At 35.4% G+C, this 23,665-nt stretch carries 27 protein-coding genes, 1 other RNA gene, 1 pseudogene and 1 riboswitch; of the genes and pseudogenes, 8 read left to right on the top strand and 21 right to left on the bottom strand.

Going from position 1 to position 23,665, the window contains the following annotated elements:
- Positions 1–281: 281 nt before the first annotated feature.
- Positions 282–677, bottom strand: a complete 396-nt coding sequence (locus Q3V31_RS21050) for an SET domain-containing protein (RefSeq protein WP_000573655.1) — start codon at positions 675–677, stop codon at positions 282–284.
- A 202-nt stretch (positions 678–879) separates the two neighbouring features.
- Complete coding sequence (locus Q3V31_RS21045) at positions 880–1,938, bottom strand: endonuclease/exonuclease/phosphatase family protein (protein ID WP_329766923.1); 1,059 nt, start codon at positions 1,936–1,938, stop codon at positions 880–882.
- Positions 1,939–2,158: 220 nt separating this feature from the next.
- Positions 2,159–2,218: riboswitch (Fluoride riboswitch) on the top strand.
- A 54-nt stretch (positions 2,219–2,272) separates the two neighbouring features.
- Between Q3V31_RS21045 and crcB (Q3V31_RS21040) the strand changes: the two genes are divergently transcribed.
- On the top strand, positions 2,273–2,677 hold the full coding sequence (crcB, locus tag Q3V31_RS21040; RefSeq protein WP_329767189.1) for a fluoride efflux transporter CrcB: 405 nt from the start codon (positions 2,273–2,275) through the stop codon (positions 2,675–2,677).
- Complete coding sequence (gene crcB, locus Q3V31_RS21035) at positions 2,674–3,030, top strand: fluoride efflux transporter CrcB (RefSeq protein WP_097809422.1); 357 nt, start codon at positions 2,674–2,676, stop codon at positions 3,028–3,030. The genes crcB (Q3V31_RS21040) and crcB (Q3V31_RS21035) overlap by 4 nt, the downstream gene beginning before the upstream one ends.
- A 29-nt stretch (positions 3,031–3,059) precedes the next feature.
- On the opposite strand, the gene Q3V31_RS21030 is transcribed toward crcB (Q3V31_RS21035), so the two are convergent.
- The 5 genes and pseudogenes from Q3V31_RS21030 to psiE all read right to left on the bottom strand — a co-directional run bounded on the left by Q3V31_RS21030 (position 3,060) and on the right by psiE (position 5,010).
- Positions 3,060–3,299, bottom strand: coding sequence for a DUF3947 family protein (locus Q3V31_RS21030; RefSeq protein ID WP_097809423.1), 240 nt, complete (start codon positions 3,297–3,299; stop codon positions 3,060–3,062).
- A 60-nt stretch (positions 3,300–3,359) separates the two neighbouring features.
- Complete coding sequence (locus tag Q3V31_RS21025) at positions 3,360–3,587, bottom strand: DUF3955 domain-containing protein (protein ID WP_255257098.1); 228 nt, start codon at positions 3,585–3,587, stop codon at positions 3,360–3,362.
- Positions 3,561–3,767: pseudogene (locus Q3V31_RS21020) on the bottom strand (DUF3955 domain-containing protein); the annotation flags it as partial. The gene Q3V31_RS21025 and the pseudogene Q3V31_RS21020, both read right to left, overlap by 27 nt.
- A 181-nt stretch (positions 3,768–3,948) precedes the next feature.
- Entirely contained in the window at positions 3,949–4,464 is a 516-nt protein-coding gene (gene speG, locus Q3V31_RS21015; RefSeq protein ID WP_071723872.1) for a spermidine N1-acetyltransferase, read from the bottom strand.
- Positions 4,465–4,605: 141 nt separating this feature from the next.
- Positions 4,606–5,010, bottom strand: coding sequence for a phosphate-starvation-inducible protein PsiE (gene psiE / locus Q3V31_RS21010; protein ID WP_000834468.1), 405 nt, complete (start codon positions 5,008–5,010; stop codon positions 4,606–4,608).
- Between the two features lie 294 nt (positions 5,011–5,304).
- On the opposite strand from psiE, the gene Q3V31_RS21005 reads away from it, so the two are divergent.
- Positions 5,305–5,862 (top strand): cysteine hydrolase family protein, encoded by a 558-nt coding sequence (locus Q3V31_RS21005; RefSeq protein ID WP_097809424.1) that lies wholly within the window; start codon positions 5,305–5,307, stop codon positions 5,860–5,862.
- A gap of 40 nt (positions 5,863–5,902) precedes the next feature.
- On the opposite strand, the gene Q3V31_RS21000 is transcribed toward Q3V31_RS21005, so the two are convergent.
- Complete coding sequence (locus Q3V31_RS21000; protein WP_141435177.1) at positions 5,903–6,331, bottom strand: Lrp/AsnC family transcriptional regulator; 429 nt, start codon at positions 6,329–6,331, stop codon at positions 5,903–5,905.
- Positions 6,332–6,723: 392 nt separating this feature from the next.
- Here Q3V31_RS21000 and Q3V31_RS20995 point away from each other — a divergent pair, with 392 nt between their 5' ends.
- Positions 6,724–7,689 (top strand): DUF4822 domain-containing protein, encoded by a 966-nt coding sequence (locus Q3V31_RS20995; RefSeq protein ID WP_097809426.1) that lies wholly within the window; start codon positions 6,724–6,726, stop codon positions 7,687–7,689.
- 202 nt (positions 7,690–7,891) lie between these two features.
- Here Q3V31_RS20995 and Q3V31_RS20990 read toward each other — a convergent pair whose 3' ends face one another.
- The gene (locus Q3V31_RS20990) at positions 7,892–8,323 is read right to left on the bottom strand and encodes an Lrp/AsnC family transcriptional regulator (RefSeq protein WP_097809427.1); all 432 of its coding nucleotides are present in this window, start codon (positions 8,321–8,323) and stop codon (positions 7,892–7,894) included.
- Between the two features lie 167 nt (positions 8,324–8,490).
- Here Q3V31_RS20990 and Q3V31_RS20985 point away from each other — a divergent pair, with 167 nt between their 5' ends.
- The 3 genes from Q3V31_RS20985 (at position 8,491) to Q3V31_RS20975 (ending at position 10,961) form a co-directional block, all read left to right on the top strand.
- Positions 8,491–9,072, top strand: a complete 582-nt coding sequence (locus Q3V31_RS20985) for a beta-class carbonic anhydrase (RefSeq protein WP_097809428.1) — start codon at positions 8,491–8,493, stop codon at positions 9,070–9,072.
- A gap of 31 nt (positions 9,073–9,103) precedes the next feature.
- The gene (gene cynS / locus Q3V31_RS20980) at positions 9,104–9,553 is read left to right on the top strand and encodes a cyanase (protein ID WP_329766917.1); all 450 of its coding nucleotides are present in this window, start codon (positions 9,104–9,106) and stop codon (positions 9,551–9,553) included.
- Positions 9,554–9,680: 127 nt separating this feature from the next.
- Complete coding sequence (locus tag Q3V31_RS20975; RefSeq protein WP_097809430.1) at positions 9,681–10,961, top strand: purine/pyrimidine permease; 1,281 nt, start codon at positions 9,681–9,683, stop codon at positions 10,959–10,961.
- Positions 10,962–11,099: 138 nt separating this feature from the next.
- Here Q3V31_RS20975 and Q3V31_RS20970 read toward each other — a convergent pair whose 3' ends face one another.
- The 12 genes from Q3V31_RS20970 to Q3V31_RS20915 form a co-directional block, all read right to left on the bottom strand.
- A complete protein-coding gene (locus Q3V31_RS20970) occupies positions 11,100–11,852 on the bottom strand; it encodes an iron ABC transporter ATP-binding protein (protein ID WP_000590057.1) in 753 nt (250 codons plus the stop codon).
- Entirely contained in the window at positions 11,849–12,913 is a 1,065-nt protein-coding gene (locus Q3V31_RS20965; RefSeq protein WP_000631136.1) for an iron chelate uptake ABC transporter family permease subunit, read from the bottom strand. The genes Q3V31_RS20970 and Q3V31_RS20965 overlap by 4 nt, the downstream gene beginning before the upstream one ends.
- Positions 12,910–13,926, bottom strand: coding sequence for an ABC transporter permease (locus Q3V31_RS20960; RefSeq protein WP_097809432.1), 1,017 nt, complete (start codon positions 13,924–13,926; stop codon positions 12,910–12,912). The genes Q3V31_RS20965 and Q3V31_RS20960 overlap by 4 nt, the downstream gene beginning before the upstream one ends.
- 19 nt (positions 13,927–13,945) lie before the next feature.
- Positions 13,946–14,959 carry a siderophore ABC transporter substrate-binding protein gene (locus Q3V31_RS20955; RefSeq protein WP_329766914.1) on the bottom strand — a complete coding sequence of 338 codons (1,014 nt, stop codon included), beginning with the start codon at positions 14,957–14,959 and terminating at the stop codon, positions 13,946–13,948.
- A gap of 352 nt (positions 14,960–15,311) precedes the next feature.
- Positions 15,312–15,989, bottom strand: a complete 678-nt coding sequence (locus Q3V31_RS20950; protein ID WP_097871415.1) for a response regulator transcription factor — start codon at positions 15,987–15,989, stop codon at positions 15,312–15,314.
- 388 nt (positions 15,990–16,377) lie between these two features.
- Positions 16,378–16,732, bottom strand: a transfer-messenger RNA (tmRNA) gene (gene ssrA, locus Q3V31_RS20945).
- Positions 16,733–16,857: 125 nt separating this feature from the next.
- Positions 16,858–17,325, bottom strand: coding sequence for an SsrA-binding protein (gene smpB / locus Q3V31_RS20940; protein ID WP_001123900.1), 468 nt, complete (start codon positions 17,323–17,325; stop codon positions 16,858–16,860).
- Between the two features lie 212 nt (positions 17,326–17,537).
- The gene (gene rnr / locus Q3V31_RS20935) at positions 17,538–19,964 is read right to left on the bottom strand and encodes a ribonuclease R (protein WP_329766911.1); all 2,427 of its coding nucleotides are present in this window, start codon (positions 19,962–19,964) and stop codon (positions 17,538–17,540) included.
- 142 nt (positions 19,965–20,106) lie between these two features.
- Positions 20,107–20,847, bottom strand: a complete 741-nt coding sequence (estA, locus tag Q3V31_RS20930) for a carboxylesterase (RefSeq protein ID WP_000761978.1) — start codon at positions 20,845–20,847, stop codon at positions 20,107–20,109.
- 162 nt (positions 20,848–21,009) lie between these two features.
- Positions 21,010–21,243 carry a preprotein translocase subunit SecG gene (gene secG, locus Q3V31_RS20925; protein WP_000557263.1) on the bottom strand — a complete coding sequence of 78 codons (234 nt, stop codon included), beginning with the start codon at positions 21,241–21,243 and terminating at the stop codon, positions 21,010–21,012.
- A 94-nt stretch (positions 21,244–21,337) separates the two neighbouring features.
- Positions 21,338–22,030 (bottom strand): LrgB family protein, encoded by a 693-nt coding sequence (locus Q3V31_RS20920; protein ID WP_000078301.1) that lies wholly within the window; start codon positions 22,028–22,030, stop codon positions 21,338–21,340.
- Positions 22,027–22,395 carry a CidA/LrgA family holin-like protein gene (locus Q3V31_RS20915; protein WP_000673215.1) on the bottom strand — a complete coding sequence of 123 codons (369 nt, stop codon included), beginning with the start codon at positions 22,393–22,395 and terminating at the stop codon, positions 22,027–22,029. The genes Q3V31_RS20920 and Q3V31_RS20915 overlap by 4 nt, the downstream gene beginning before the upstream one ends.
- Positions 22,396–22,688: 293 nt before the next feature.
- Between Q3V31_RS20915 and Q3V31_RS20910 the strand changes: the two genes are divergently transcribed.
- Positions 22,689–23,639 carry a nucleoside hydrolase gene (locus tag Q3V31_RS20910; RefSeq protein WP_097872528.1) on the top strand — a complete coding sequence of 317 codons (951 nt, stop codon included), beginning with the start codon at positions 22,689–22,691 and terminating at the stop codon, positions 23,637–23,639.
- Positions 23,640–23,665: the final 26 nt, after the last annotated feature.

Genomic DNA, 23,665 nt, shown 5'->3' with positions numbered 1-23,665 from the left:
AAAATCAATTCGAGACACCTATAAACCTCTTAAATTATAAGAGGTGCCACTCATATTAAAATATATATCGCATAATAAAGCAACCCAAATGAGCTACTAAACTCGACATGTAACCATATAGACAACAATTTGTAAAATATATAGGTTTTATAAAGTAATATCCTTCAATATCTTACTATATCACACGAAAAGAAAGTGGTATTTTTTTGTAATCTTTACTTTATTTTCATCAATACAAAAGAGCACATTCAATAGAATGTGCTCTTTTTATAATCTTTACTTTATTTTTCGTTCTCTTCTTTTTCCTTATCAAACCATAACAGCTCATCATCATCAACTTCACCATTATAATTGATTAGAATCTCTTCTCCCGCTTTTATATCTTTGTAAGCAAAGAAGTTAAACATATGATTCTCAAAGACAATATCATACGTTGCATTCGGCTTATATGAATGATTAAATAACATGCCGTATCCTAAAAGGAATGCTGTATGATTTACCCCATACTCAAATGCGTAGTCAGCAAGTAACGTTTTCTCAATGTGTTCATGCTGTTCATTCGGATAAGAGATAACTGGTGCTGAGTGTATCAACTCACCCTTTTTAATATCACGAGTTGCAAATACACCTCTATTAAATTCTCCATCACTAAGTTCAGAAGTCTTAACTTCAATCATATGCGTCACCTATATATTTCTTTCTTCGAAGTATTTTTCTCCTTAAGCTTGGCAGAAAACGAAGAGAAAAGCAATTAAATTCCTACCAAGTATAAAAAGAGCACATTATTTGTGCCCTTTTTATGTGATATTATTTTTCTAGAATATCTTATAACGACACCCTCACCCGTTAGAAGATATTCTATGAAGCCCCACGTATCAATTACTTCAATTTAAATACCGCACTAACTGGGTTATGATCACTGTTTTCAAACTTTAAGTCTTTCCCCTGTACATTTACAATTTCAACATTCGGCGAAACGATAAAGCCATCAATAATAGTGACAAAGTTTTCACCTTCCACATATTTCTTCACATCATCCCTTACCGTCATAACAGATGGATCTACAGCCCATTGGAATCCTCCATCGGCGAAGTCCTTCGGTAACTCTACTAGCCATTCAGGACGCTCTTTCACAAACTTAGGATCACTTAATTGGACATTAGAAAGTAACTGGTTCCAATCTCCACCTAATATTACGTAATCACCGTTTTGATAACACTTGTTCATATATTCTTTTAAATACTCTGCTTGCTGCTTTCTAATTTTCCCGCCTTCATCATAAGCAGACAAATGTAAATTGACAAGTCTAACAAACTTCCCATTATTAACAGGTATTTTGTGCTCAACAATCGCTCGATCTAAATCAAACAAACGCTTCGGCCAAGGCTCCATTCCAGGAAGCTGGAACCTCTCCGCTGTTTGAACTTTATATTTAGAAAACGTACTTAATCCAGCCTCCGCATATCCCATTGGACTTGTAATTGGGACAGGGACCCATTTTGTATCATAGTTCTTCCCGAATGACGATGCATAATCAGGTAATCCCTTTTTCAAAAACTCATGCCCATTTACATCAAAAGATCGCATTGATTTTATATCAACTTCTTGCAATAACGTAAAATCACTATTCTCATTTTGTAAAAATGAAAGCATCTTCTTTAAGTTTACTTCAGTCTGTTCTTTACTACTCGAACCAGAACCCTTTCCCCCGTCCATAAAGAAGTCTTGGTCCTTATCTAATCCAGCGTACCCAATATTAAATGTTGTAACTTTAAATTCATTTCCTGGCTGCAGTACGCGCTCTTTGTTGTTTTCAACCTTTACATCTAAAACATTCGCTGGCTGTTCTTTTGTAATTGTCATATACACTAAAAAACCACCTAAAATACAAGCTCCTATCAAAATACATATAAGTAATATCTTTAATAATTTCTTCAAATAAACGCCCCTTTTCTAAAACTACCAATCTTACTTTTCTTTATTTTCAGTTAACTAAAAATAAATGACAGACATACGAAACATTTTATCATATCAAAAACCTTGTATCACTATATTTAGTTTATGAGAATAAATTCCTCATCTCAAACCATCACACACATCCAAAACAGCTTCACTTCTTCACTGGAAATTCAATGCAATTTTTAGTACACTATATGTAATAATCATAGGCGATGGAGTTCGCCATAACTGCTGCTAAGCTAATGACTCCTACCAGTATAACTACTGGTAGGAGTCTATTTTTTTGAGCAAGCTATTTAAAGAGGTGAAGAAATTGATTTATATTATCGTTGGCATAGCCGGTATATTAGGAGCCCTCTCTCGTTATTATTTAGGTCTTACTATTCACACTTCATGGCATCATTCATTTCCATTAGCTACGTTACTTATTAACTTAGCCGGCTGCTTCTTATTAGCGTGGCTAACTACGTATGTCGCTCGGAGAAATATCTTACCCTCAGAGATTATTACAGGCATTGGAACTGGATTCATCGGTTCCTTTACGACGTTTTCGACATTCAGTGTAGAAAACGTGCAATTAATCAATCACTCTGAATGGAGTACCGCTTTCTTATACGTATCATGCAGTATACTTGGTGGTCTCATTATGTCTGCTCTTGGCTATACACTAGGTGATTTCTTAATCAAGAAACGCCTTACGGAAGGTGATCACTTATGATAGAAGCTTTATTAGTAGCAATAGGCGGTTTTTTCGGTGCTATTACACGATTTGCAATTAGCAATTGGTTTAAAAAAAGAAATAAAACTTCCTTTCCAATTGCTACATTTCTCATCAATATAACAGGAGCGTTTTTACTTGGATATATAATTGGCAACGGCGTCACTACAAGTTGGCAATTATTATTAGGGACTGGATTTATGGGTGCCTTCACGACATTTTCGACGTTTAAATTAGAATCTATTCAGCTTCTCAATCTTAAAAAATTTAGCATGCTCCTTTTATACGTAAGCACTACTTACATAATCGGTATCCTCTTCGCATTCCTTGGAATGAAGCTAGGCGGAATATAAAGAAAGCGACTCTGATCAGTCGCTTTCTTTCATAAGAAGTATGTCCCGCCATAAGGAATAGAAAATAAATCCACTGGTTGCACATCATAATGTACAACTTGCATTGGAGACTGTGAGTACGACATATACTGCCCTTGCATCATTTGTGCAAAATATGCTTGTTGCTGCATTTGAATCGCTTGATTCACAGCATGAATTGTCCCCTGTGCTCCTGCCAGTGTAATAGCTGCTCCCACTTGTCTACTACTATAAAAATAATGATTCATCATGATTCAGCTCACTTAGTATTTTTCTTCCCTATCTTATGTTTCTATTTCATGGCAAGTGTTTTATCGTGCTGTCTTTTTTCGAATCACTGAGAAAAGAGCCACACACAAAATTGCAACAATTCCAGTGAAAGTAAATAAATATGCTAACGGAATCAAGTAAAATGGCTCCACTAAAGTTCCGTCTGGTTTTACTTCAGAACCAATTATATTAAACATAATTATGCATAACACTCCTAAAAACATTGGACTAGAAGCTAATAAATATTTTTTCTCCTTATTCGAAGTAATAAATTCAAATACTGACACACCAATACCACTAAAGAACAGTAAATAACTTATTGGTACTAGGAAAAAGTAAGGCTCTATAAGCAAACCACTTCCATCCATTTTACTTGTCGTCCCATGTATGATTAAACAAGTAGCCCCTAATGATATCAATACAATTGCTAATAAATATTTTTTCATAATATATTCTCCTTTGATTTCACAATTCATTTATCTGCATTCCTTTTTACTATTCTTACTACCATCATAATAAGCTTGACTACATTATAAGTCAACAATAATTTATTGTTTTACGATAAATTATTGTTGTTTAACACACAAAAAAAGGCTATAGACAATCACTGTCTATAGCCTTTTCAATCCATTATTTCGTTCTAAAATATTCCTTCTGGAACATGCACATTCTTATCGCATTATGGTAGTTGCCATCGACGAAAAACTCGTCGAGAAGTTCTCCTTCTACCATAAATCCAACCTTTTTATAAACGTGTACAGCTTTTTCATTCTCTTTATCGACAACTAAATATATTTTATGCATATTTAATACAGAAAAAGCGTAATCCATCGCTAAACGCGTCGCCTCTGCTGCATAACCATATCCTTGATAATTTGGATCAATAATAATTTGGAATTCTGTTCTACGGTGAATATAATCGATTTCCACTAACTCGACCAATCCAACCATCTCATTATCTTTCTCAACGATAAATCGGCGTTCACTTTGATCATGTATATGTTTATCGTATAAATCCTGCAGCTCCACAAACGCCTCATATGGCTCTTCAAACCAATATGACATAATATGCGCGTTATTATTAAGTTCGTGTACAAACTTTAAATCTTCTCGTTCTAAAGGACGTAACTTCAATTCTTGACTCATTTCTATAACCTCCAAGTAAAAGAAACCTCTTCACTTAATTTCTCATTTTTTTTCGATTTCAAACGCCCTATTTACATTGTAAACTTTCAAGTAACTTGAAGGTCAAGGTAAAAAAAGTAGCACAAACAAAAGTCTGCACTACTACCCTTTCTTCAAATCCCTCATATTTGATATGTATAAAGCAATAACTAAAATAAGAATTGCTCCTGCGTATAATAACGTCTCCATTGGTTCCTCATGAGACACGATAATTAAACGAATTAACGCCGTAATTCCGATATAAATAAAATAACGTAACGGGAAATGATAGTTCGATTTAAAATACTTAATAATTAATGCGATGAACTCGAAGTATAGGAAATAGACGATGATACTCTCAACTAATTTATACGATGTATACTTCTTCGCTGAGAATATGTATTGAATAAAAGTAATTGTTTCGTTAATTAAAAAAACCGATAAAACAATGGACAATATGATTAACGCTATATTTAATATCCACTGTAAAACACTAGCTATAAAATGATCGATATCAAATGACTTCATTTTCTCTTTTAGCTCCCCTTCGTGTAAGTACTTATTCATTATAGCAAAATTATACTTACAGAAGTGTTAAATCATATATGACCGTCCTCTTTCACTATCACTTCACCATTCTGATATTTACGCTTAATATAGTCACTTCCCCAAGCTTCATTTTTTATCTTTTAGCTTTTTCACAATGAAACTATATACGTCAAAATCGTTTCATGACGTTATTACTTCCACACACTTGTAATTTATATAATAACAGTACAGTACAAATAACGTGCTGTATAACTAATTGCGGGGGGATTAATGATGAACGAAGCGTTACTATTAGTCGACATACAAAATGATTACTTTGAAGGCGGCAATATGGAATTACATCAACCTGAAAAAGCAGCACAAAAAGCGAAAGAAGTCTTGAAAGTATTTCGTGAAAAACATAAAGCAGTTATTCACGTACAACATATTGCTAACAATGAAGGAGCTACTTTCTTCTTATCTGAAACAGTAGGTGTTCAAATTCATGATGATGTACAACCGATTGCTAACGAAAAAGTCATACAAAAACATCACCCTAACAGTTTTTTAAGAACAAATTTATTAGAAACATTAAAGGCAGAAAAAATAGATCAACTAGTCATTTGCGGTATGATGACTCACGTATGTATTGATGCAACCGTACGCGCTGCCAGTGATTTAGGATTTCAATGTGTTGTAATTGAAGATGCTTGTACAACAAAAGATTTAGAGTTTCAAGGAAATTTACTCCCCGCGGTACACGCTCATCAATCGTTCATGAGTGCATTAGAGTTTGGTGATATTTACGCAAAAGTCATATCCGCAAGCAGTTTTATAAACAAAATCAAATAAAGAATTACAGTTCCATATAAAAAAAGAAAGAATAAATATCTTATTCTTTCTTTTTTTCAATTGTTTTAATGACAGTATTTATACGATAGTCACCATAATGTAAAACATCTGCAAGAGTCTCTTCTAATTGCTGGTGCGAAGATGTATGAAGAATCATGATATAACACCCATCGCCACTTATACGATACATTTCAGTAATTACGTCCGTTTTTTCGAAAAAGGTTTGAATTTGATTATGATAATGTGGTGCATGCAAAAATAGCGTAACAAAGGTCATGATAGACCCTTCCAGCTTAGCCCTGTCGATATCTATCGTATATTTTTGAATGACACCTGCCTTTTCTAATTTATTAATTCGTTTCCCAACAGCCTGGCCCGTCAAATGTACTAGCTCTCCAATTTCCTTCCAATTCATCCTAGCGTTTTCTTGTAGTAATTGTATAATCTTAAGATCTGTTGAATCAAACATAGCCGTCCCCTTCCTATAGGAATCACCTTCTATAAGATTTCATTTCCCCCTACAATTCATCTTGAAAATTTTTACAATACAATTGATTAACTCTATTTAGAATTACATTACTGTTAACGGCTTTCCTTCTTCCTTACTATGTATTTTTGGATTACTCGTAGGTATCAAAAAAATTGGTAAGTGTTCGAAAGAGCCATACAGCAAGCTAGCGATTTTTTTATAAATATGAAAATTTTTTAGTAATTAGTTTATCTTTTTTTAATGTTTTATTTAGAGGCAGTTTATACTCGAGGATTAACATAATAAACGTAATAACTGCGTTCAGAATGACTAACTATTACTATAATCGCAAACCGTGCTACTTAAAATCATAAAATGAGGAGACAATAAACATGAACAAAAAAACAAAAGCACTATCATCCATACTGCTCGGATTCACATTAGCATTAACAGGTTGTGCTGGTACTAAAGCTGAAGAAAATCATGGTAAACAAAAACAAGAGCAAGCTGCTAAAGAAACAAAAAAGGAACATAAGTTAACGAAAGGGCAAAAAATGGCTAATATTCTTAGCGATACGAATTGGCAAGGTACAAAAGTATATGACAAAGATAAAAATGACTTAACAAAAGAGAATGCAAACTTCATTGGTCTTGCAAAATATGATGCTAAATCAGGAAGATATGAATTCTTTGATGCTAAAACAGGTGCAAGTCGTGGCGATAAAGGAACTTTCTTTGTCACAAATGATGGGAAGAAGAGAGTATTAATTTCAGAATCAATGAAGTATCAAGCTGTTGTTGACATGACAAAGCTAAATAAAAATGTATTTACTTATAAACGAATGGGGAAAGATGCTAACGGTAAAGATGTAGAAGTCTTCGTTGAACATGTTCCATATAAAGAAAAAGAGCTTTCTTTCACGGATCCGGATAAGCAGCTAAACTCTACTACAGGTGATATCGTTAAAAACGTTGATGGAGATAAAATTTTAGGCGGAACCCTTTGGCATGGAACAAAGGTATTAGATGAAGCCGGTAATGATGTAACGCAGTTTAATTCGAATTTTATAAGTCTAGCAAAATTTGATGACAAGTCTAATAAATACGAGTTCTTCAATGGCGAAACAGGTCAAAGCCGCGGTGATTATGGCTACTTCGATGTTGTACATGAAAATAAAATAAGAGCCCATGTTTCAATTGGAAATAACAAATATGGTGCCGCTCTTGAACTTACTGAACTGAATAATAATAAATTTACGTATAAAAGAACTGGTAAAGATCAAGCTGGTAAAGACATAACTATATTCGTTGAACATGAACCTTATAAAGGTGATATGAAACCACAATTTAGCTTTTAAAAACATTTTATTACAAATCCTGTACTGAGCTACAGGATTTTTTTTAAGGCAAAATTATTTATAACTTCCTAAAAAAAGCCTTACTACACATAAATTGTAGTAAGGCTCTGGCTATTTAAGATAAACATTAAACGATTTCATTATCTCTATACAAATAAGGTTTAGCAAATAATGTTACCATCCCCTCCAAGGAAAAGAAACCTTATTTCAACTTTCCTATTGATAAGTTAACACGATAATTCCCGTATTTTAATAGTCGTCCTAGAAAGTTATCTAAGTCTTCATTGGAAGCAAAATGTGTTTTTAATAAATAACACCCCTCACCACTTACACGGTGTACCTCAGAGATCCCTTCTTCTCCTTGAAAGAAATTCATAAACTCTTGATGATTAGCTGTTGTTACGAACAAAGTAACAAATGCAGTCACTACTTGTCCTAATTTGGTTCGGTTTATTGCGATTGTATATTGTTCAATAATCCCTAAATCCTCTAATCTTCGAATTCGATTTCCTACAGCCTGCCCCGTCATATGTATTTTTTGACCAAGTTCTTTCCATTGTATTCTTGAGTTTTCTCCTAATAATTTCAGTATCTCAAAATCTGTTTGATCAATGATATAAACCAATCCTTTCATCGTGAAAGTAGAAAGCCAGAAAGTGTTTCGCCAACTTATTCTGCTTGTCGATACAATTCACTATACTTAGTTTATCCTCTTACATCACATTGTTTATCAGTTATATTTACTTATAACACAGAGGACGCAACAAAAAAATACATCTAGATTTAAAGGAGGTTACAAATATGTTATTACAAGAAATTCTATCGTTCAATGAACAATTTGTAGAAAATAAGGAGTACGCTCCTCGTGAAGCGACAAAAATGCCTAAAAAACGTATGGTTGTTGTTTCTTGCATGGATGCTCGTTTAATTGAGCTACTTCCAAAAGCTTTAGATATACACGATGGTGATGCAAAAGTTATCAGAAATGCAGGTGGTAAGATTGCTTCTCCTTTCGATAGTGTTATGCAAAGTGTTGTAGCATCAGTATATGATTTAAATGCAGATGAAATCTTTCTTATCGGACACCATAGATGTGGTGCGAGCCAAACGGATCCAAAAGGAACACTTCAAAAAATATTAGATCGCGGAGTAGCTTCACCAGAAATTTTATCAGCAATTGAATATGCTGGTGTTGACCTTGAAAAATGGCTATTTGGATTCGATGATATCTGCGATTCGACTCAAGCTAATGTTGATTTAGTAAGAAATCATCCACTTATTCCAAAAGATGTTCCTGTACATGGTTTAGTTATTGATCCTCACACAGGTAAATTAGATTTAGTAGTCGATGGATATAAAAAATTAAATGGTATGAAACATTAATCATTACTTAAATGAAGGGAAGTTATTAAATATGAATAGACAAGAAGCTACGCAAAAAATTATGGAAGCAAAAATCGCAAGAGGTTTAACATGGGAAGAAATCTCAAAAGTAAGTGAAAACTCTGAGACTTGGGTTGTAACAGCATTATTAGGACAGGCTACAATGACACATCCGGAAGCAGAAAAAATCGGTAAACTATTAGAATTAGATGCAGAAGTAGTTCAAGCATTAACAGTAGTTCCACTTAGAGGGCAAGTAATGCAAATGCCTCCTACTGATCCAATCCTATATCGATTATACGAAATGATGTTACAATACGCACCAACTCTTAGAGAACTAATCTTAGAAAAAGCTGGCGAAGGTGTAATGAGTGCAATTAACTTCAATCTAGGTGTGGATACACAAGAAGATCCAAAAGGTGGCGATCCTCGTATCGTTATTACACTTAACGGGAAATTCTTACCGTTCCGTACATGGTAATTAACCAAAAATTCATCTATATAATTAAAATGATTTTATAGAGTTACAAAATCCATCCTTTTTAATCTAACGGTATAGAAAGGATGGATCTTTACTATGAGATTCTTTTTCGATAAAGGAGAATAACATGAATAAAAAATACTCTAATACGAGCTTTAGTATTCTACAGTGGTTTGTTTTTTTATTAGCAAATGCAATTGCATTACCTATAATTATTGGTGGCATATTTCATTTATCAATAGAAGATATTTCAACATTAATGCAGCGAACTTTTTTAGTTGTCGGAGTAAGTTCATTTATACAAGCGTGGTTTGGACATCGTTATCCCATTGCGGATGGGCCAGCCGGTTCATGGGTAAGTATATTTGTCATATTGGGACAAGTCGCTATGCATCAGGGACAAAGTGCAAAAGACGTGTTGCAACTTTTAGAAGGTGGATTAATTATTGCAGGTATATTACTCTTCGTTCTTGGTATAACAGGGCTTGTTCATCGAATCTTACGTTTATTTACCCCGTTAGTTACAGGAACTTTTCTTTTAATCTTAGCACTTCAGCTTAGTGGTGTGTTACTAAATGGAATGATGGGATTACAAGGATCTGCAACTCATCCTGACTATACAACAGCTACTATTGCGCTCATTGTTTTTGCCCTTATTACTTTCTTATCAATTAAAGGGAAAGGCTGGATGAAAAGTTACGCTGTATTACTTGGCATTTCATTTGGTTGGCTTTTGTATGTAGTATTAGGAAAATCATCTCATATGCCTTCGTACACAACGCTAGTTAAGTTACCAGAGATATTTGCTTGGGGCACACCTAGATTCGATATTGGAATGACTCTAACTGCAACTTTATTTACATTTCTTTTAGTTGCAAATACGATTGCTGCTGTTTCAGCTGTAAAACAAGTGGCTCCGTTATCTAAAGAAAATGAAAGACAAACACTGAACCGTGGTGTATGGATCGGAGGTATATCACATATTATCTCGTCGTTGTTCTCTACAATTGGAATTGTACCATTACCTGCATCAGCAGGATTTATTCAACTAACAGGACAAAGAAAAGTGAAGTCATTCCTTATAGCAAGTCTTATATTAGCAGGAATTTCTTTTATTCCCTCAATTGTAAGCTTTATATCCTTGCTTCCAGGCCCGATTGCTAATGCTGCACTTTTAGCAACATTTGTCCAAGTAATAGGCATTTCATTTCACTCGATTTTACGTGAAGAATTAAATCAACACCGATTAACTATATTGGGAATTACATTGTTAATCAGTTTAGGAATAATGTTTCTTCCAGAAAGCGCATTTAGCGGCATTCCTTCTTCTTTACAATATGTTTTAAGTAATGGACTACTCGTAGGTACTATGATTGTTATTTTGTTAGAACAGTTTTGGAAAGAGTAAAATTTGTGATTAAGTAAAAAAGCGCCCTACTTAAAGGGCGCTTTTTTATACCTAATGACTAATACTAGCAGTTGGGTATAATGTTGTTCCATTAACACTTGAAACTTTTATTTCATTTGTTAATGGAACATGTTGTAACTAATAAACAGCAATCGGCCCATAAGGACCTTGGATAATTTCAATTTTTGTTTCAAAAATATCTGTCAAAAGTGTTGGGTCCATAACCTCTTCTACTGTTCCAAAAGCAGCAATTTGTCCATCTTTCATAGCACAAATTTTATCAGAGTATTTAGCTGCAAAATTTATGTCATGCATAACAGTCAAAATTGTTCTTCCAAACTCATTAGCCGCACGTCTCAAATGCTCCATCATTTGAACAGAACGCGCAACATCAAGATTATTCAGAGGCTCGTCCAATAGCACATATTCAGTCTCTTGGCACAATACCATCGCTACATATGCCCTTTGTCTTTGACCACCAGAAAGCTCATCTAAATATCTATTCTCTAAACTAGTTAAATCTAAGAAATCGATATATTTAGAAATGATAACCTCATCTTCTTTAGTTAATCTTCCCTTTGAATAAGGAAAGCGCCCAAATCCAACTAATTGTCTAACAGTAAGCCTCGTTACAAAATGATTTTCTTGTCGCAATATAGTCAAAATTTTTGCTAAGTCTTTTGATTTGGATTCAGAAACATCCATATTCGCTACTTGAATTTGACCTTCATCCATATCTAAAAGTCTTCCAATCATCAAAAGTGTCGTAGACTTTCCAGCGCCATTTGGTCCAATTAAAGAAGTAAAGCCTGCTTTTGGTATTTCAATATCCAAAGGTCCTATTTTCACCTTATCAGTATAGAACTTTTTAACATTATCGATTTTTATCATAAAGCCCTCTTCCTTAAAACTATAGTTAAGAATATGATTCCACCAAATAATTCAATAATAACTGAAACTACACCTTGAGCATGGAATACATGATACATTAAAAAGTATGCACTCGTCATTATTAAAAATCCTATAGCAAACGCCATTGGGAAAATATATCTATGATCATAAGTTGACGCCGCCTGATAACTCAAAGTTGCTACTAAAAAGCCGTAGAACGTAAGTGGCCCAATTAGAGCGGTTGAGATAGACATTAAAATAGCTACTAACACAAGCGTATAAATTACACTAGGTTGATATTTAACCCCAAAAGAAGTAGCAACATCCTTCCCTAGTGACAAAACATTCAACTTCTTAGAATGAGCAAAAATTAATAACGCTACAATTATGATCATAGGAATTACAACAGGAAAATATGCAGGGTCTGCATGATTAACAGAACCAAATAATCTCGCTTGTAAAATATCAAATTCTGAAGGCGCAAGTAGTTTTCTCATAAAAGTTGACACAGAATTTAGCCCGGTACCAATAATAATTCCAACTAAAAGCATAAGTTGTAAATTCCCGTATTTACCGGAAAGTAACCATCCATAAAGTATCAAGCTCATGAAGACCATCACAACAACTTGAAATAAAAATGATCCAATTCCATTAAAGTTTATTAATGCACTAGCACCAAAGAAGAATATTGTACTCGTTTGAATTGCTGAATAAAGTGATTCGAAACCTAAAAGCGAAGGAGTAATAATCTTATTGTTCGTAATGGATTGGAAAGCAACTGTCGACAAGCTATGGCAAACTGCCGCAATAATCATCGCAACAATAGCTACTATCCTTCTCTTAACAACTGGGATAAAAGAAGGTGAATCTATCGGAACTGGATTGTTATAAACTAAAAGTCCATATGAAGAAAGGAGACCTAAAGCAATCAATGTTGTCAGTACAATCCAATAACGTCTTGCTTCCTTCTTAGAACGAAAAGCACTAGCTGATCTACTTTCATTATGAAGGCTAGAATCGACTTCGACATTTTCTTTATTTCTATAATCTAATGTGATCATCGCAGCCTCCTTGGTTTTCTTCGTCTCAATAGAATAGTAATAAACACGACCGCTCCCACTGTTGCAAGTATTAAAGAGACAGGTAATTCAAACGGCTTTATAATTGTTCGAGAAATGATGTCACAGGCAGTTATTGTCCCCATTCCGATCACACATACCCAAGGTAAATTACTCCTAAGATCATCGCCTCTAAACATGGAAACAATGTTTGGAACAATTAATCCCAAGAAAGGTAAGTTTCCAATAACAGCTGCAACAATTCCAACAGCAACAGAGATAAGACCAGTCCCAAAAAGAACAATTCTATTGTAATTAACTCCAAGGCTTGTTGCGACATCTTCCCCTAGTCCAGCTAAAGTCAATCTATTAGCATACATAAAAATAAACAAAGTAACGATAACAATCAGCCATAAATATTCATATCTTCCTACCTGAACAGTAGCAAATGAACCTACGAACCAAGTTTCAATACTTTGCGTCATTTGAAAAAGAAGTCCCATAAACGTAGACACTGCAGAAATAACTGCTCCAAGCATCAATCCAATAATTGGGACAATTAAAGAAGAACGAAGTTTAACTCTTCTTAAAAATAAAAAGAAAATCATAGTTCCTATAAAAGAAAAAATGATTGCACCAGTCATTCTTTGAACTAAAGTCGGGGCAGGAAATAATAAATATACAAAAAGTAGGCCTAAGCCTGACCATTCAATCGTCCCCGTTGTAGTAGGTTCAACAAAGCGATTTTGTGTAATGAGTTGCATTACGAGTCCTGCCATCGCCATTGCAGCTCCAGTAAGCATTAATGCAACTGTTCTCGGAACACGAGTGATGAAAAACATCTCCATTCCGTCCTCTTGTCCACGAATATCATAAACTCCAGTAAACAGTGATATAACCCCTAAAATTATAACAACTATAACCGCTATTATAAAAGGTTTTGTCCATATTTTATTGTGATTATAAAACTGGGGTTGAGAAATATTCTCAACCCTAGAAATCATATTTTTTGACACTGTTTCGTACCCCTTTACACTACTTAGCTAAAGTTTTTGCAAGATTTTCAAATAACTCTATATAAGTCTGAATTGATTCATTTGTGTAAGTATCTGCTGGTGCATAAATAACTTGTTTTTTAGAAACAGCAGTTGTATTTTGAAGAGCTGGTGATTTAGAAATAACATCCTGAGCAGGAGCTGACTTAGCTGCATCAGATGTTGCAGCATCACGATCTAATACGAAAAGCCAATCAGGATTTGTTTGTGCGATAGCTTCAACAGAAACGTCATCACCTTTATGACCTGCAGTAGAATTCGAAACTTCTAATGCTGGAGTCCAACCGAAAATTTCATACATAGGCCCCCAAACACGACCAGAATGTGGAGCAGCAAAGCCAATATTTCCACCAGTAACGATAACACTCATAACTTTATCTTTTCCGTTATAAGCAGATTTTTCTTTTTCAATAGATTTATCGAAATCAGCTACTAATTGTTTAGCTTCTTTATCTTTAGCAAAGATTTTTCCTAAAGTAGTTGTAGAATCTTTAAGTCCTTTTACTAAGTTTTCTCCAGGCTTAGTAGCCTTCTCAGAAACATCAAAATTAAGATCAATAACAGCTGCATTTGGCACTAATTTTTTGATTTCTTCGTAATGATCAGCAAATCTTTGACCAACGATTACAAGTTCAGGGTTTGCCGCTGCAATAATTTCAAGATTTGGTTCGCGGTGATTCCCGATATTTTTAACTGAATCATCCTTTTTATATGCTGAATCCGCAGGCATTATATCCTTTGGAGCAGCCGCTAATTTAATTCCCCAATCAGCTAAAGTTTCAAACGTTCTATTATCTAAAGCAACTACATTCTTTGGATTTACAGGGACTTTAACAGTTCCATGAGCATCAGTGATTTCAACCGTTTTTGACTTACCACTACTATCACCTTTATTAGCTTTCGAAGTTTCCTTACCTGAATCTGAGCAAGCTACTAACATTAAAGTGAAAATTGCTAGAATACTTACTAATTTTAAAAGCATAGTTTTTTTCATACGTATACTCCTTATTATGTAATTTAGTTCGAAAATGATGACGTCCATAGATTGAATTAGATAGTAACTTTCATGTATCTAAATTGCTATTGATAATCATTTTCATTTGAATATCCTGTAAATAAGTATAGTCATTAATTCTGTGAAAATCTTGTGAATGGTGTGAGTTAATTAAATTAAAAATAAATTAGATACGGTCTCAACTAATGCACACCAGATCCATCCCCCACACGTACTAACCGATAGATTAGTACCTTATAAACCATGATTTCTACTACAAAAAAAATGCACATTTCCTTATAGCAATCTTCTTTTAATATTTCACAGAAACTACTTTATTATCTTATTTTTATCAATCAACCATTGAATAGCCTCTGCCATGTATCGTTTGAATATATCTGTCTTTCTTCTCACACTTTAACTTCTTTCTTACATACCCAATATATAAGTCTACTACATTCGGATTTACTACTACGTTATATCCCCAAACCTGATTCAAAAGCATTTCACGGCTCAATATTGTATTTTTATTCTTGATTAAAAATACAAGTAAATCGTACTCACGCTTCGTAAGCGAGAGATTTTTACCACCTTTTTTTACAATATTGCTAGATGCATCAACAAAGAGATCTTTAAACTGAAAAAAGTTTGTCTCATTTTGCTGGTTATAGTCACTTCTTCTTAAAATAGCTTGAACTCTTGCTACTAATTCTTCTTTCACAAATGGTTTTCTAATATAATCATCTGCTCCTGCTTGTAACCCTGCTATGCAGTCCTTGCTAGAAATATTGTCGGTCACAATAATGATTGGTGTCGTTTTAACAAATCGTATTTGTCTACAAATTTCTGGTCCGGATATACTTAATGAGTCCCAATCCAATATGATAATATCCCAATCTTGTTCATATACTATATTTAAACCTTGGTTTTCATTGTGAAGTTTTAAAATGAAATGGCCTTCTTTCTTTAAACCGCTTACGATTTTCTTCGCTAAAGACCGTTCATTCTTAATTACTAACACCTGCTTCACCGATGGTTCACCTCTATTTCAATATAACTTAGTTAGATAAAAAATCATCTCAAAAAAATATTTTAAGATTTATAAATATAAAACCCCTAAAAAAAGCCATTATAACAGCTTATTAGGCGAACTCTATATAATCTTACAATAGATATGAATAGAAACACAAAGGATATGAAGATTTAAATACATATTATTTAATCATTAAGGGCATCTATAGTATCTACCTGCTTATCATCAATAACTATTTCTTCATTTTCTGTTTCAGGGGTACCGCCCTACCCCATCAACTTAAGCATTTTATAAAACTACAAAACAAAAAGAACCATAACCTCGCCAATCTGGCAAAGTTATGGTTCATATCATATACAAAATAAAAAAACCACCAAATATGTATTGGTGGAGACGGTGGGAGTCGAACCCACGTCCAAAAATATCGGCACTTAAGCTTCTACGAGTGTAGTCGATATATTAGCATTTCGCGAACTCTTCGGCCTATCGACAGGCTTCCAAGTTGCTAGTCTGATTATTCTCTTCCTTCGCCCTCAGACGGCGAACTCCGGCGTAGTCCACTTAGTTTGAGTCCCTTACCCTACCACATGGACGATGGAGGGAGGAACCTTTAGTGCAATTAAGCAGCTAAAGAAAGATTGTTTTGTTTGCCAATTATAGGCTTTGACGTTTTAACGAGGCCGATCCCCTCGACTCGCAACCTAAGCTCGAACTATCCCTGTCGAATCCGTAACGTCCCCATGATAAAAATGGAGCATACGAAGAAATATCGTGATAGCTACTAAGAGCTGTTTTTCAATGTGCAACAATCTTACATAAGTTATTATATCATACGCGCGCCGTTTTACAAATGTAAATATCTGTATTACATCTTTTGGCGATCACGGAACACGCGTGCAATTTCACGTTTAGCTTCTTTCTCTTTTAAATCATGACGTTTATCATATTGTTTCTTACCTTTTGCTAAACCAAGTGCCATTTTTGCAAATCCATTTTTCAAATAAATTCTAAGTGGAACTAATGAGTAACCCGTTTCTTTTGCAGCTCCCGCTAGCTTATCAATTTCTTTTTTATGAAGAAGTAATTTTCTCGTACGAAGTGGATCATGGTTAAAACGATTCCCTTGCTCGTACGTATTAATATGCATATTATGAACCCATACTTCACCATTATGTACACGTGCAAACGCATCTTTCAAGTTCACGCGTCCAGCTCGAATCGACTTAATTTCCGTTCCTTGAAGGACAAGCCCTGCTTCGTATGTTTCTTCGATGAAATAATCATGAAATGCTTTTTTATTTTGTGCAATAACCTTACCTGAACCTTTTGGCATATAACGTCCCTCCTCTATTTTTACTATTGTAACAAATGTAAACCAAAAGCGAAAGTGGCTCGCTCAGAATGTAAGGTGGATGGAGCTTCTGACCTTGAGGCGCTTTTTGCCTCCTGGGAAGAAGCGCAGCCGCCGAACATTCTAGCCACTGTAGCTGGATTCCATTAAAAAGAAAAAGCCCCGCTTTTCATCGAAGCGAAGCCACTCTTCTCTTACTTACGCTTTTTCTTTTTCTTCTTGAATCCTGGTACATTTTCAAAGAATCCTTTTTTCTTCTTGCCATTACTATTACTATCTTTTTTACCCGGCTGACTAGCGGATGTGGATGCTGATGCTTTTCCTTTTCCTTGGCCACCACGATCAAACTTTCTTCCTGTGCCGCGTTCGCCACCGCGCTCATTACTACGCTCACTACGTCCACCGCGTTTCTTTCTGCCTGTTCTTGGCTGCTCGATAACGACTGGACGATCTTTGAACTTACGACGAGGCGTTCCTTTCATGCCAACGATTTCGAAGTCAATTGCGCGCTCGTCTTTATTTACGTTAATAACACGAATTGTAATTTCGTCACCGATGCGGAATACGTTACCTGTACGTTCTCCGATCATTGCGAAATGCTTCTCGTCATAACGGTAGTAATCATCCGTTAAGTAGCTAACATGTACAAGACCTTCAATTGTATTCGGAAGCTCTACGAATAAACCGAAGTTTGTTACAGAGCTAATCATACCGTCATACTCTTCACCGATCTTATCGACCATATACTCTGCTTTTTTCATTTCGTCTGTTTCACGCTCAGCTTCAACAGCACGGCGTTCCATATTAGAAGAGTGCTCTGCAATCTCCGGTAAGTTTTCACGCCATTTTGCTTGTGTTTCCTTGTCGACTTTACCGTTAATGATGTATTCACGAATTAATCTATGAACGATCGTATCTGGGTAACGACGAATTGGTGATGTGAAATGCGTGTAGAACTCAGTTGATAAACCGAAATGTCCTAAGCTCTCCGAATCGTAACGAGCTTGCTTCATAGAACGAAGCATAACTGTTGAAATTACTATTTCTTCCGGCTGCCCTTGAACCATTTCAAGAATTTGTTGCAGTGCACGAGGATGCACTTCATTCGCACGTCCTTTTACTGCATATCCGAAGTTCGTTACAAATTCGAAGAAACGCTCAAGCTTATCTTCTTTCGGATCTTCATGGACACGATACATAAACGGTACGTTCATCCAGTGGAAGTGCTCTGCTACTGTTTCGTTCGCAACAAGCATAAACTCTTCAATTAACTTCTCTGATACAGAACGATCACGCATTACAACATCAGTCGGTTTTCCTTCTTCGTCTACTAATACTTTCGCTTCTTTAAAGTCAAAGTCAATTGCACCACGGCGCATACGCTTCTCACGTAAAATTTGTGCCAATTGACCCATCTCTTTAAACATCGGTACTAGCGGCTCATAGCGTTTGACTAACTCTTCGTCCTCATCTTCTAAAATGCTCCTTACGTCAGCATACGTCATACGCTCTGTCGTTTTAATCACACTTTGGAAAATCTCGTGCTTTACAACATCACCTAGATTGTTGATTTCCATTTCACAAGATAGTGTCAGACGGTCTACTTTCGGATTTAACGAACAAATACCGTTTGATAAACGATGCGGAATCATCGGAATTACACGGTCTACAAGATATACACTCGTCGCTCTCTCTGCTGCTTCAACATCAATTGGAGAACCTTCTTGAACGTAATGACTTACATCCGCAATATGAACACCAAGCTTGTAGTTACCGTTCTCAAGCTTCGTTACTGTAACAGCGTCATCTAAGTCTTTTGCATCTGCACCGTCAATTGTAACAATCATTTGGTCACGTAAATCACGGCGATCTTTTAAATCCTCTTCTGAAATCGTTTCTGGTACACTGTTTGCATGCTCCATCACTTCTTCAGGAAATGCTAAAGGTAAATGGTGTTTATGGATGACAGATAAAATATCTACCCCTGGATCATTTTTATGACCTAGAATTTGAATAACTTCACCTTCTGCACTTAAACGATTCTCTGGATAGCTCGTAATTTTCACAACTACTTTATGACCTTCTACAGCACCCATTGATGCACTTTTCAAGATAAAGATATCACTCGTCCAGCGCTTATTGTCAGGTATAACAAACCCAAAGTTTTTCGATTCTGTGTATGTACCAACTAGTTCTTTCGTTCCACGCTCTAAAATACGTACAATTGAACCTTCTTGGCGTGATCCACTTGATTGTGCGCTAACACGTGCTAATACTGTATCACCATGAAGTGCACCGTTTAACTCTGTAGGCGGGATGAAAAGATCATCGTCTCCCGTTTTCTTCTCATCTGGTACTACGAATGCAAAGCCACGTGCATGTCCAATTAACTTACCACGTACTAAATTCATCTTTTCAGGAAGACCGTAGCGATTACTACGTGTGCGGATAACAAGTCCCTTCTCTTCCATCATTACAAGTGCCTTTACAAAATCTTTAAAGCCTTCAGAACCTTCAATTCCAAATGCCGCTTCTAACTCTTGTATTGTTAACGGTTTATACGCTTCTTCTCTCATAAATAATAACAACTTATCAATATTTTCTTGTATGATTTCTTCCAAGCAGAAATACCTCCTTTAAACCCTTATATTATTTAGTGTATCCGAAAGACTCGGGATGTATAAAGCGAAACTTTAATACTCCCCTAATGATTTTTACAGTTTTCACAAAAAATTCCTTATGAAAAAAAGAGGCAACTAGATCTTACCAATCTAGTTGCTCCAAGAAGTTATATACATCCTCATGTAGCTCTTCACGCTGTTTATCAAGTGTAATGACATGCGTAGAGTCTTCATACCATTTAATATCTTTTAACGTAGATTCTACACCGTTATAAATAATGTTAGCACTATCTGTATTAATCATTTCATCATGACGCGCTTGTACAACAAATGTTGGTGCATAAATCATATCCACATTGTTACGTACGTCAGCAATTAATTGTTGTAATGCTTTTAATGTATTCATCGGTGTCTTTTGGAATTCCAACATTTCTTGTTCGATTTGCTCTGGTGATTTTTGCTCACGATTTTTATATTCGCGGGCATATGCCAATATACCTTGGTACATCGTTTCTTCACTCTTAATATACATCGGTGCACACATTGGTACCACACCTAAAACCGGTACTGTATAACCTAATTTTAAAGAAAATACTCCGCCAAGTGATAATCCAACAACAGCAATTTTCTCAAAGCCTTTATCTTTTAAAAGCTGATATGCCTCCGTTACGTCTTGCCACCAATCTTCAGGACCCGTATGAACAAGCTCTTCTGGTGGTACACCGTGCCCTTTATAAATTGGCGCATGACAAGTGTAGCCTTTCTTTTCTAAGAAACGCCCTAACATACGTACATCAGCTGAGTTTCCTGTGAAACCATGTAGTAATAAAACAGCGCGGTCTCCACCCTCAAATGTAAATGGTTTCGGAGATGCTAACTTCATCATGTACTTCTCCTCTTTCTCTTCTGTAATCTAGTCGTATTCTTTCTATATCTTAGTGTACCATATTTATATTTCTATAATCTAATTAGAAACATCTTTCAAATGGCAAAATAAAAAAAGAAGAACCATTAGTACAACTTACTAACGCTTCTTCTTTCAATTCTATAAATTTAAGTACGTAACAGCAATTGTTAATACGAAGAATAGAACAGCTAAAACAATCGTAATACGGTTTAATACTGCTTCAATTCCACGTGCTTTTTGCTTACCAAATAATTGCTCTGCACCGCCTGAAATTGCACCTGAAAGGCCTGAGCTATTACTAGACTGCATAAGTACCATAACAATCATTAAAATCGATACAATAATAAGTAAAACGGATAATAACGTATGCACTTGGCGTACCTCCTACAAAGATTCAGTTATTTTAACTGTAGCATAAATCCTATAGAAAAGCGAGAGCTATAGGGTCGCTCTCGCTTTTCTTCTATTACATAAACATCATTGCAAATAATGGTCCGAGCAAACATGTCAAAATTGCTGTTAATGTCATTGTTACCGATCCAATAACACCTTCATGCTCATTATTTTTCATCGCTCTCATAACACCCATAATATGAGACGCACATCCAAATCCGATACCTTTACCAACAGAGTTTGTAACACGGCTCCATTTTAATAAAAGCGGGCCTGTAATCGTTCCAGTAATACCTGCGATAACGACGAAGGCCGCTGTTAAGGAAGGGACACCGCCCACTTGTTCAGATACACTCATCGCAACTGGCATTGTCACTGACTTTGGTAAAGAAGATAAAATTAAACTTTTATCTGTTCCCATAAGCGTGGCGATAGCGAAATCACTTGCAATCGCCACTGTTGTACCTACCAATACGCCACCAGCAATTGGTACAACATATTTTTGCAGAACGTGACGTTGTTTATAAAGCGGGATTGCAAATGCTACAACACCTGGTCCAAGTAGCTTCGCAATCCAGCCACCACCGCTTTCCATATAGTTTTGATATGGTATATCAAGCATGATAAATAAGAAAGCCATTAATCCTGTCGCTACAAGCATTGGAATTGTAAATGGTGTTGGAAATAATTTATAGATTTTTTTAGATAATTGATATAATAGCACCGTAAAAAGAACCCAACCGATTCCGATTAATATTTGGCTCATTGTGTCTCTTTTTCCTTTCTATTCGCAAGATATTGTCCTGTATGTCCTGCGACGATAATAATTAAAAATGTACTCGCTACAATTGTAATGAAAAGAGAAATTCCTTTACTCATAAAAAAAGCACCGTAATTCATTAGGCCAAGTGTTGGCGGAATTAATAAAAACGGCATAATCGCAACGAGTGTTTCTGCTCCTAAATCGAACCATTTCACAGGCAGAACTTTTAAGCTAAGTAAAACAAGTAAGAGAAACATCCCAATTAAACTTCCTGGAATCGGCATATTTAACATTTCTTGCAGCCAAGTTCCAACCATATAAAACACATAAAGAGCAGCAATTTGGACAAGAATCTTTGTAAATTTCATCTTCATCATCCCTCATGTTTATACGATCTTCTGTTAATATCTTTATCATAGTATAAATTGTAAAATGCTGCAATTTATCAAATCGACAATGAAAATCCACTATATTATACGCTTACACCCTTGATATGACTGCGTTTCCGAATGTAATTTACGTCAAAAACCTTGACCTATTATGTAAAGTTTATATTTTCTGAATTTTGGTGGTTATTATTTTAATAAAACAAAATTCTTCACTCCATTTTTATTCTTCCTTCTCTCTAGCACACATATATATATAAATAGGTGGTGAACATATGTCTAAAAAAGTTCTCATTTTTTGTGATCCTGGAATCGATGATACGATAGCCATCCTCCTCGCATTCTTTATCGATGAAATTGAAATCGTTGGGATTGTCGCTGATTACGGCAATGTTCCAAAAGAAATGTCCGTACAAAATGCTCATTTTCTTAAACAAAAATCAAGAAATAGAGATATGAAAATATTTGGTGGTTCAGACCGTCCTCTCAATGGAGATCCACCCGCTTTTTTTACCAATATTCACGGTAAAGAAGGGTTAGGGCCAATCATCCCAAATGAAAAGTTACAAAACGGGGAAATGGAGAATTTTTTTGAAGTTATCCCTCTTATCGAGCAGTATAAAGACGAACTAATCATTGTAAGTTTAGGGCGACTCACTTCCCTAGCTGTTTTATTTATTTTATGTAAAAATTTAATGCAGCAAATCAAGTCTTATTACGTAATGGGTGGTGCCTTTTTGCACCCAGGTAATGTAACTCCCATATCAGAAGCGAATTTTTATGGTGATCCAATCGCGGCTAACATTGTATTACAATCCGCATCCAACATGTACATATACCCGTTAAATGTAACTCAGTATTCCATCGTTACACCTGACATGGCTGAATATATTGAGGCGAAAGGAAAGGCTTCTCTCGTTAAACCTCTATTCGATCATTACTACTATGGATATTACGAAAAAATTTTGCCACAATTAAAAGGCTGCCCTTTTCATGACACGATACCGATATTAGCTTTACTTGATAATTCTATGTTTACCTACTACAAATCACCAATTACCGTCATGACCGAATCTTACGCTCAAGGAGCAAGCATCGGTGATTTCCGCTCTTTAGTAGGATCAAGCCCATTCATCAATCGGCCCTCGCAACAAATTGCTATCGATTTTGATTATAATCTCTTCTTTAAACATTTCATGTCCCTTATGACGAGTGAGCAATTTTAGCATAAAAAAACAGACCGTGATTTCTC

Origin of the sequence: Bacillus nitratireducens, assembly GCF_036320425.1 — a bacterium.
In the GTDB taxonomy this organism is placed as follows: domain Bacteria; phylum Bacillota; class Bacilli; order Bacillales; family Bacillaceae_G; genus Bacillus_A; species Bacillus_A nitratireducens.
This window is presented reverse-complemented; position numbering and strand designations above follow the sequence as displayed.

Coding starts and splice junctions, on each gene's coding strand:
- Q3V31_RS20995 (WP_097809426.1), top strand. CDS start 6,724: ATGAACAAAAAAACAAAAGCACTATCATCCATACTGCTCGGATTCACA.
- Q3V31_RS20920 (WP_000078301.1), bottom strand. CDS start 22,030: ATGAGCCAAATATTAATCGGAATCGGTTGGGTTCTTTTTACGGTGCTA.
- speG (WP_071723872.1), bottom strand. CDS start 4,464: ATGAGTCAAGAATTGAAGTTACGTCCTTTAGAACGAGAAGATTTAAAG.
- Q3V31_RS21030 (WP_097809423.1), bottom strand. CDS start 3,299: ATGATGAATCATTATTTTTATAGTAGTAGACAAGTGGGAGCAGCTATT.
- Q3V31_RS20910 (WP_097872528.1), top strand. CDS start 22,689: ATGTCTAAAAAAGTTCTCATTTTTTGTGATCCTGGAATCGATGATACG.
- estA (WP_000761978.1), bottom strand. CDS start 20,847: ATGAAGTTAGCATCTCCGAAACCATTTACATTTGAGGGTGGAGACCGC.
- Q3V31_RS20975 (WP_097809430.1), top strand. CDS start 9,681: ATGAATAAAAAATACTCTAATACGAGCTTTAGTATTCTACAGTGGTTT.
- Q3V31_RS21005 (WP_097809424.1), top strand. CDS start 5,305: ATGAACGAAGCGTTACTATTAGTCGACATACAAAATGATTACTTTGAA.
- Q3V31_RS20970 (WP_000590057.1), bottom strand. CDS start 11,852: ATGATAAAAATCGATAATGTTAAAAAGTTCTATACTGATAAGGTGAAA.
- Q3V31_RS21050 (WP_000573655.1), bottom strand. CDS start 677: ATGATTGAAGTTAAGACTTCTGAACTTAGTGATGGAGAATTTAATAGA.
- psiE (WP_000834468.1), bottom strand. CDS start 5,010: ATGAAGTCATTTGATATCGATCATTTTATAGCTAGTGTTTTACAGTGG.
- cynS (WP_329766917.1), top strand. CDS start 9,104: ATGAATAGACAAGAAGCTACGCAAAAAATTATGGAAGCAAAAATCGCA.
- Q3V31_RS21000 (WP_141435177.1), bottom strand. CDS start 6,331: ATGTTTGATTCAACAGATCTTAAGATTATACAATTACTACAAGAAAAC.
- crcB (WP_097809422.1), top strand. CDS start 2,674: ATGATAGAAGCTTTATTAGTAGCAATAGGCGGTTTTTTCGGTGCTATT.
- Q3V31_RS20965 (WP_000631136.1), bottom strand. CDS start 12,913: ATGATCACATTAGATTATAGAAATAAAGAAAATGTCGAAGTCGATTCT.
- Q3V31_RS20990 (WP_097809427.1), bottom strand. CDS start 8,323: ATGAAAGGATTGGTTTATATCATTGATCAAACAGATTTTGAGATACTG.
- Q3V31_RS20955 (WP_329766914.1), bottom strand. CDS start 14,959: ATGAAAAAAACTATGCTTTTAAAATTAGTAAGTATTCTAGCAATTTTC.
- Q3V31_RS20985 (WP_097809428.1), top strand. CDS start 8,491: ATGTTATTACAAGAAATTCTATCGTTCAATGAACAATTTGTAGAAAAT.
- smpB (WP_001123900.1), bottom strand. CDS start 17,325: ATGCCAAAAGGTTCAGGTAAGGTTATTGCACAAAATAAAAAAGCATTT.
- Q3V31_RS20915 (WP_000673215.1), bottom strand. CDS start 22,395: ATGAAATTTACAAAGATTCTTGTCCAAATTGCTGCTCTTTATGTGTTT.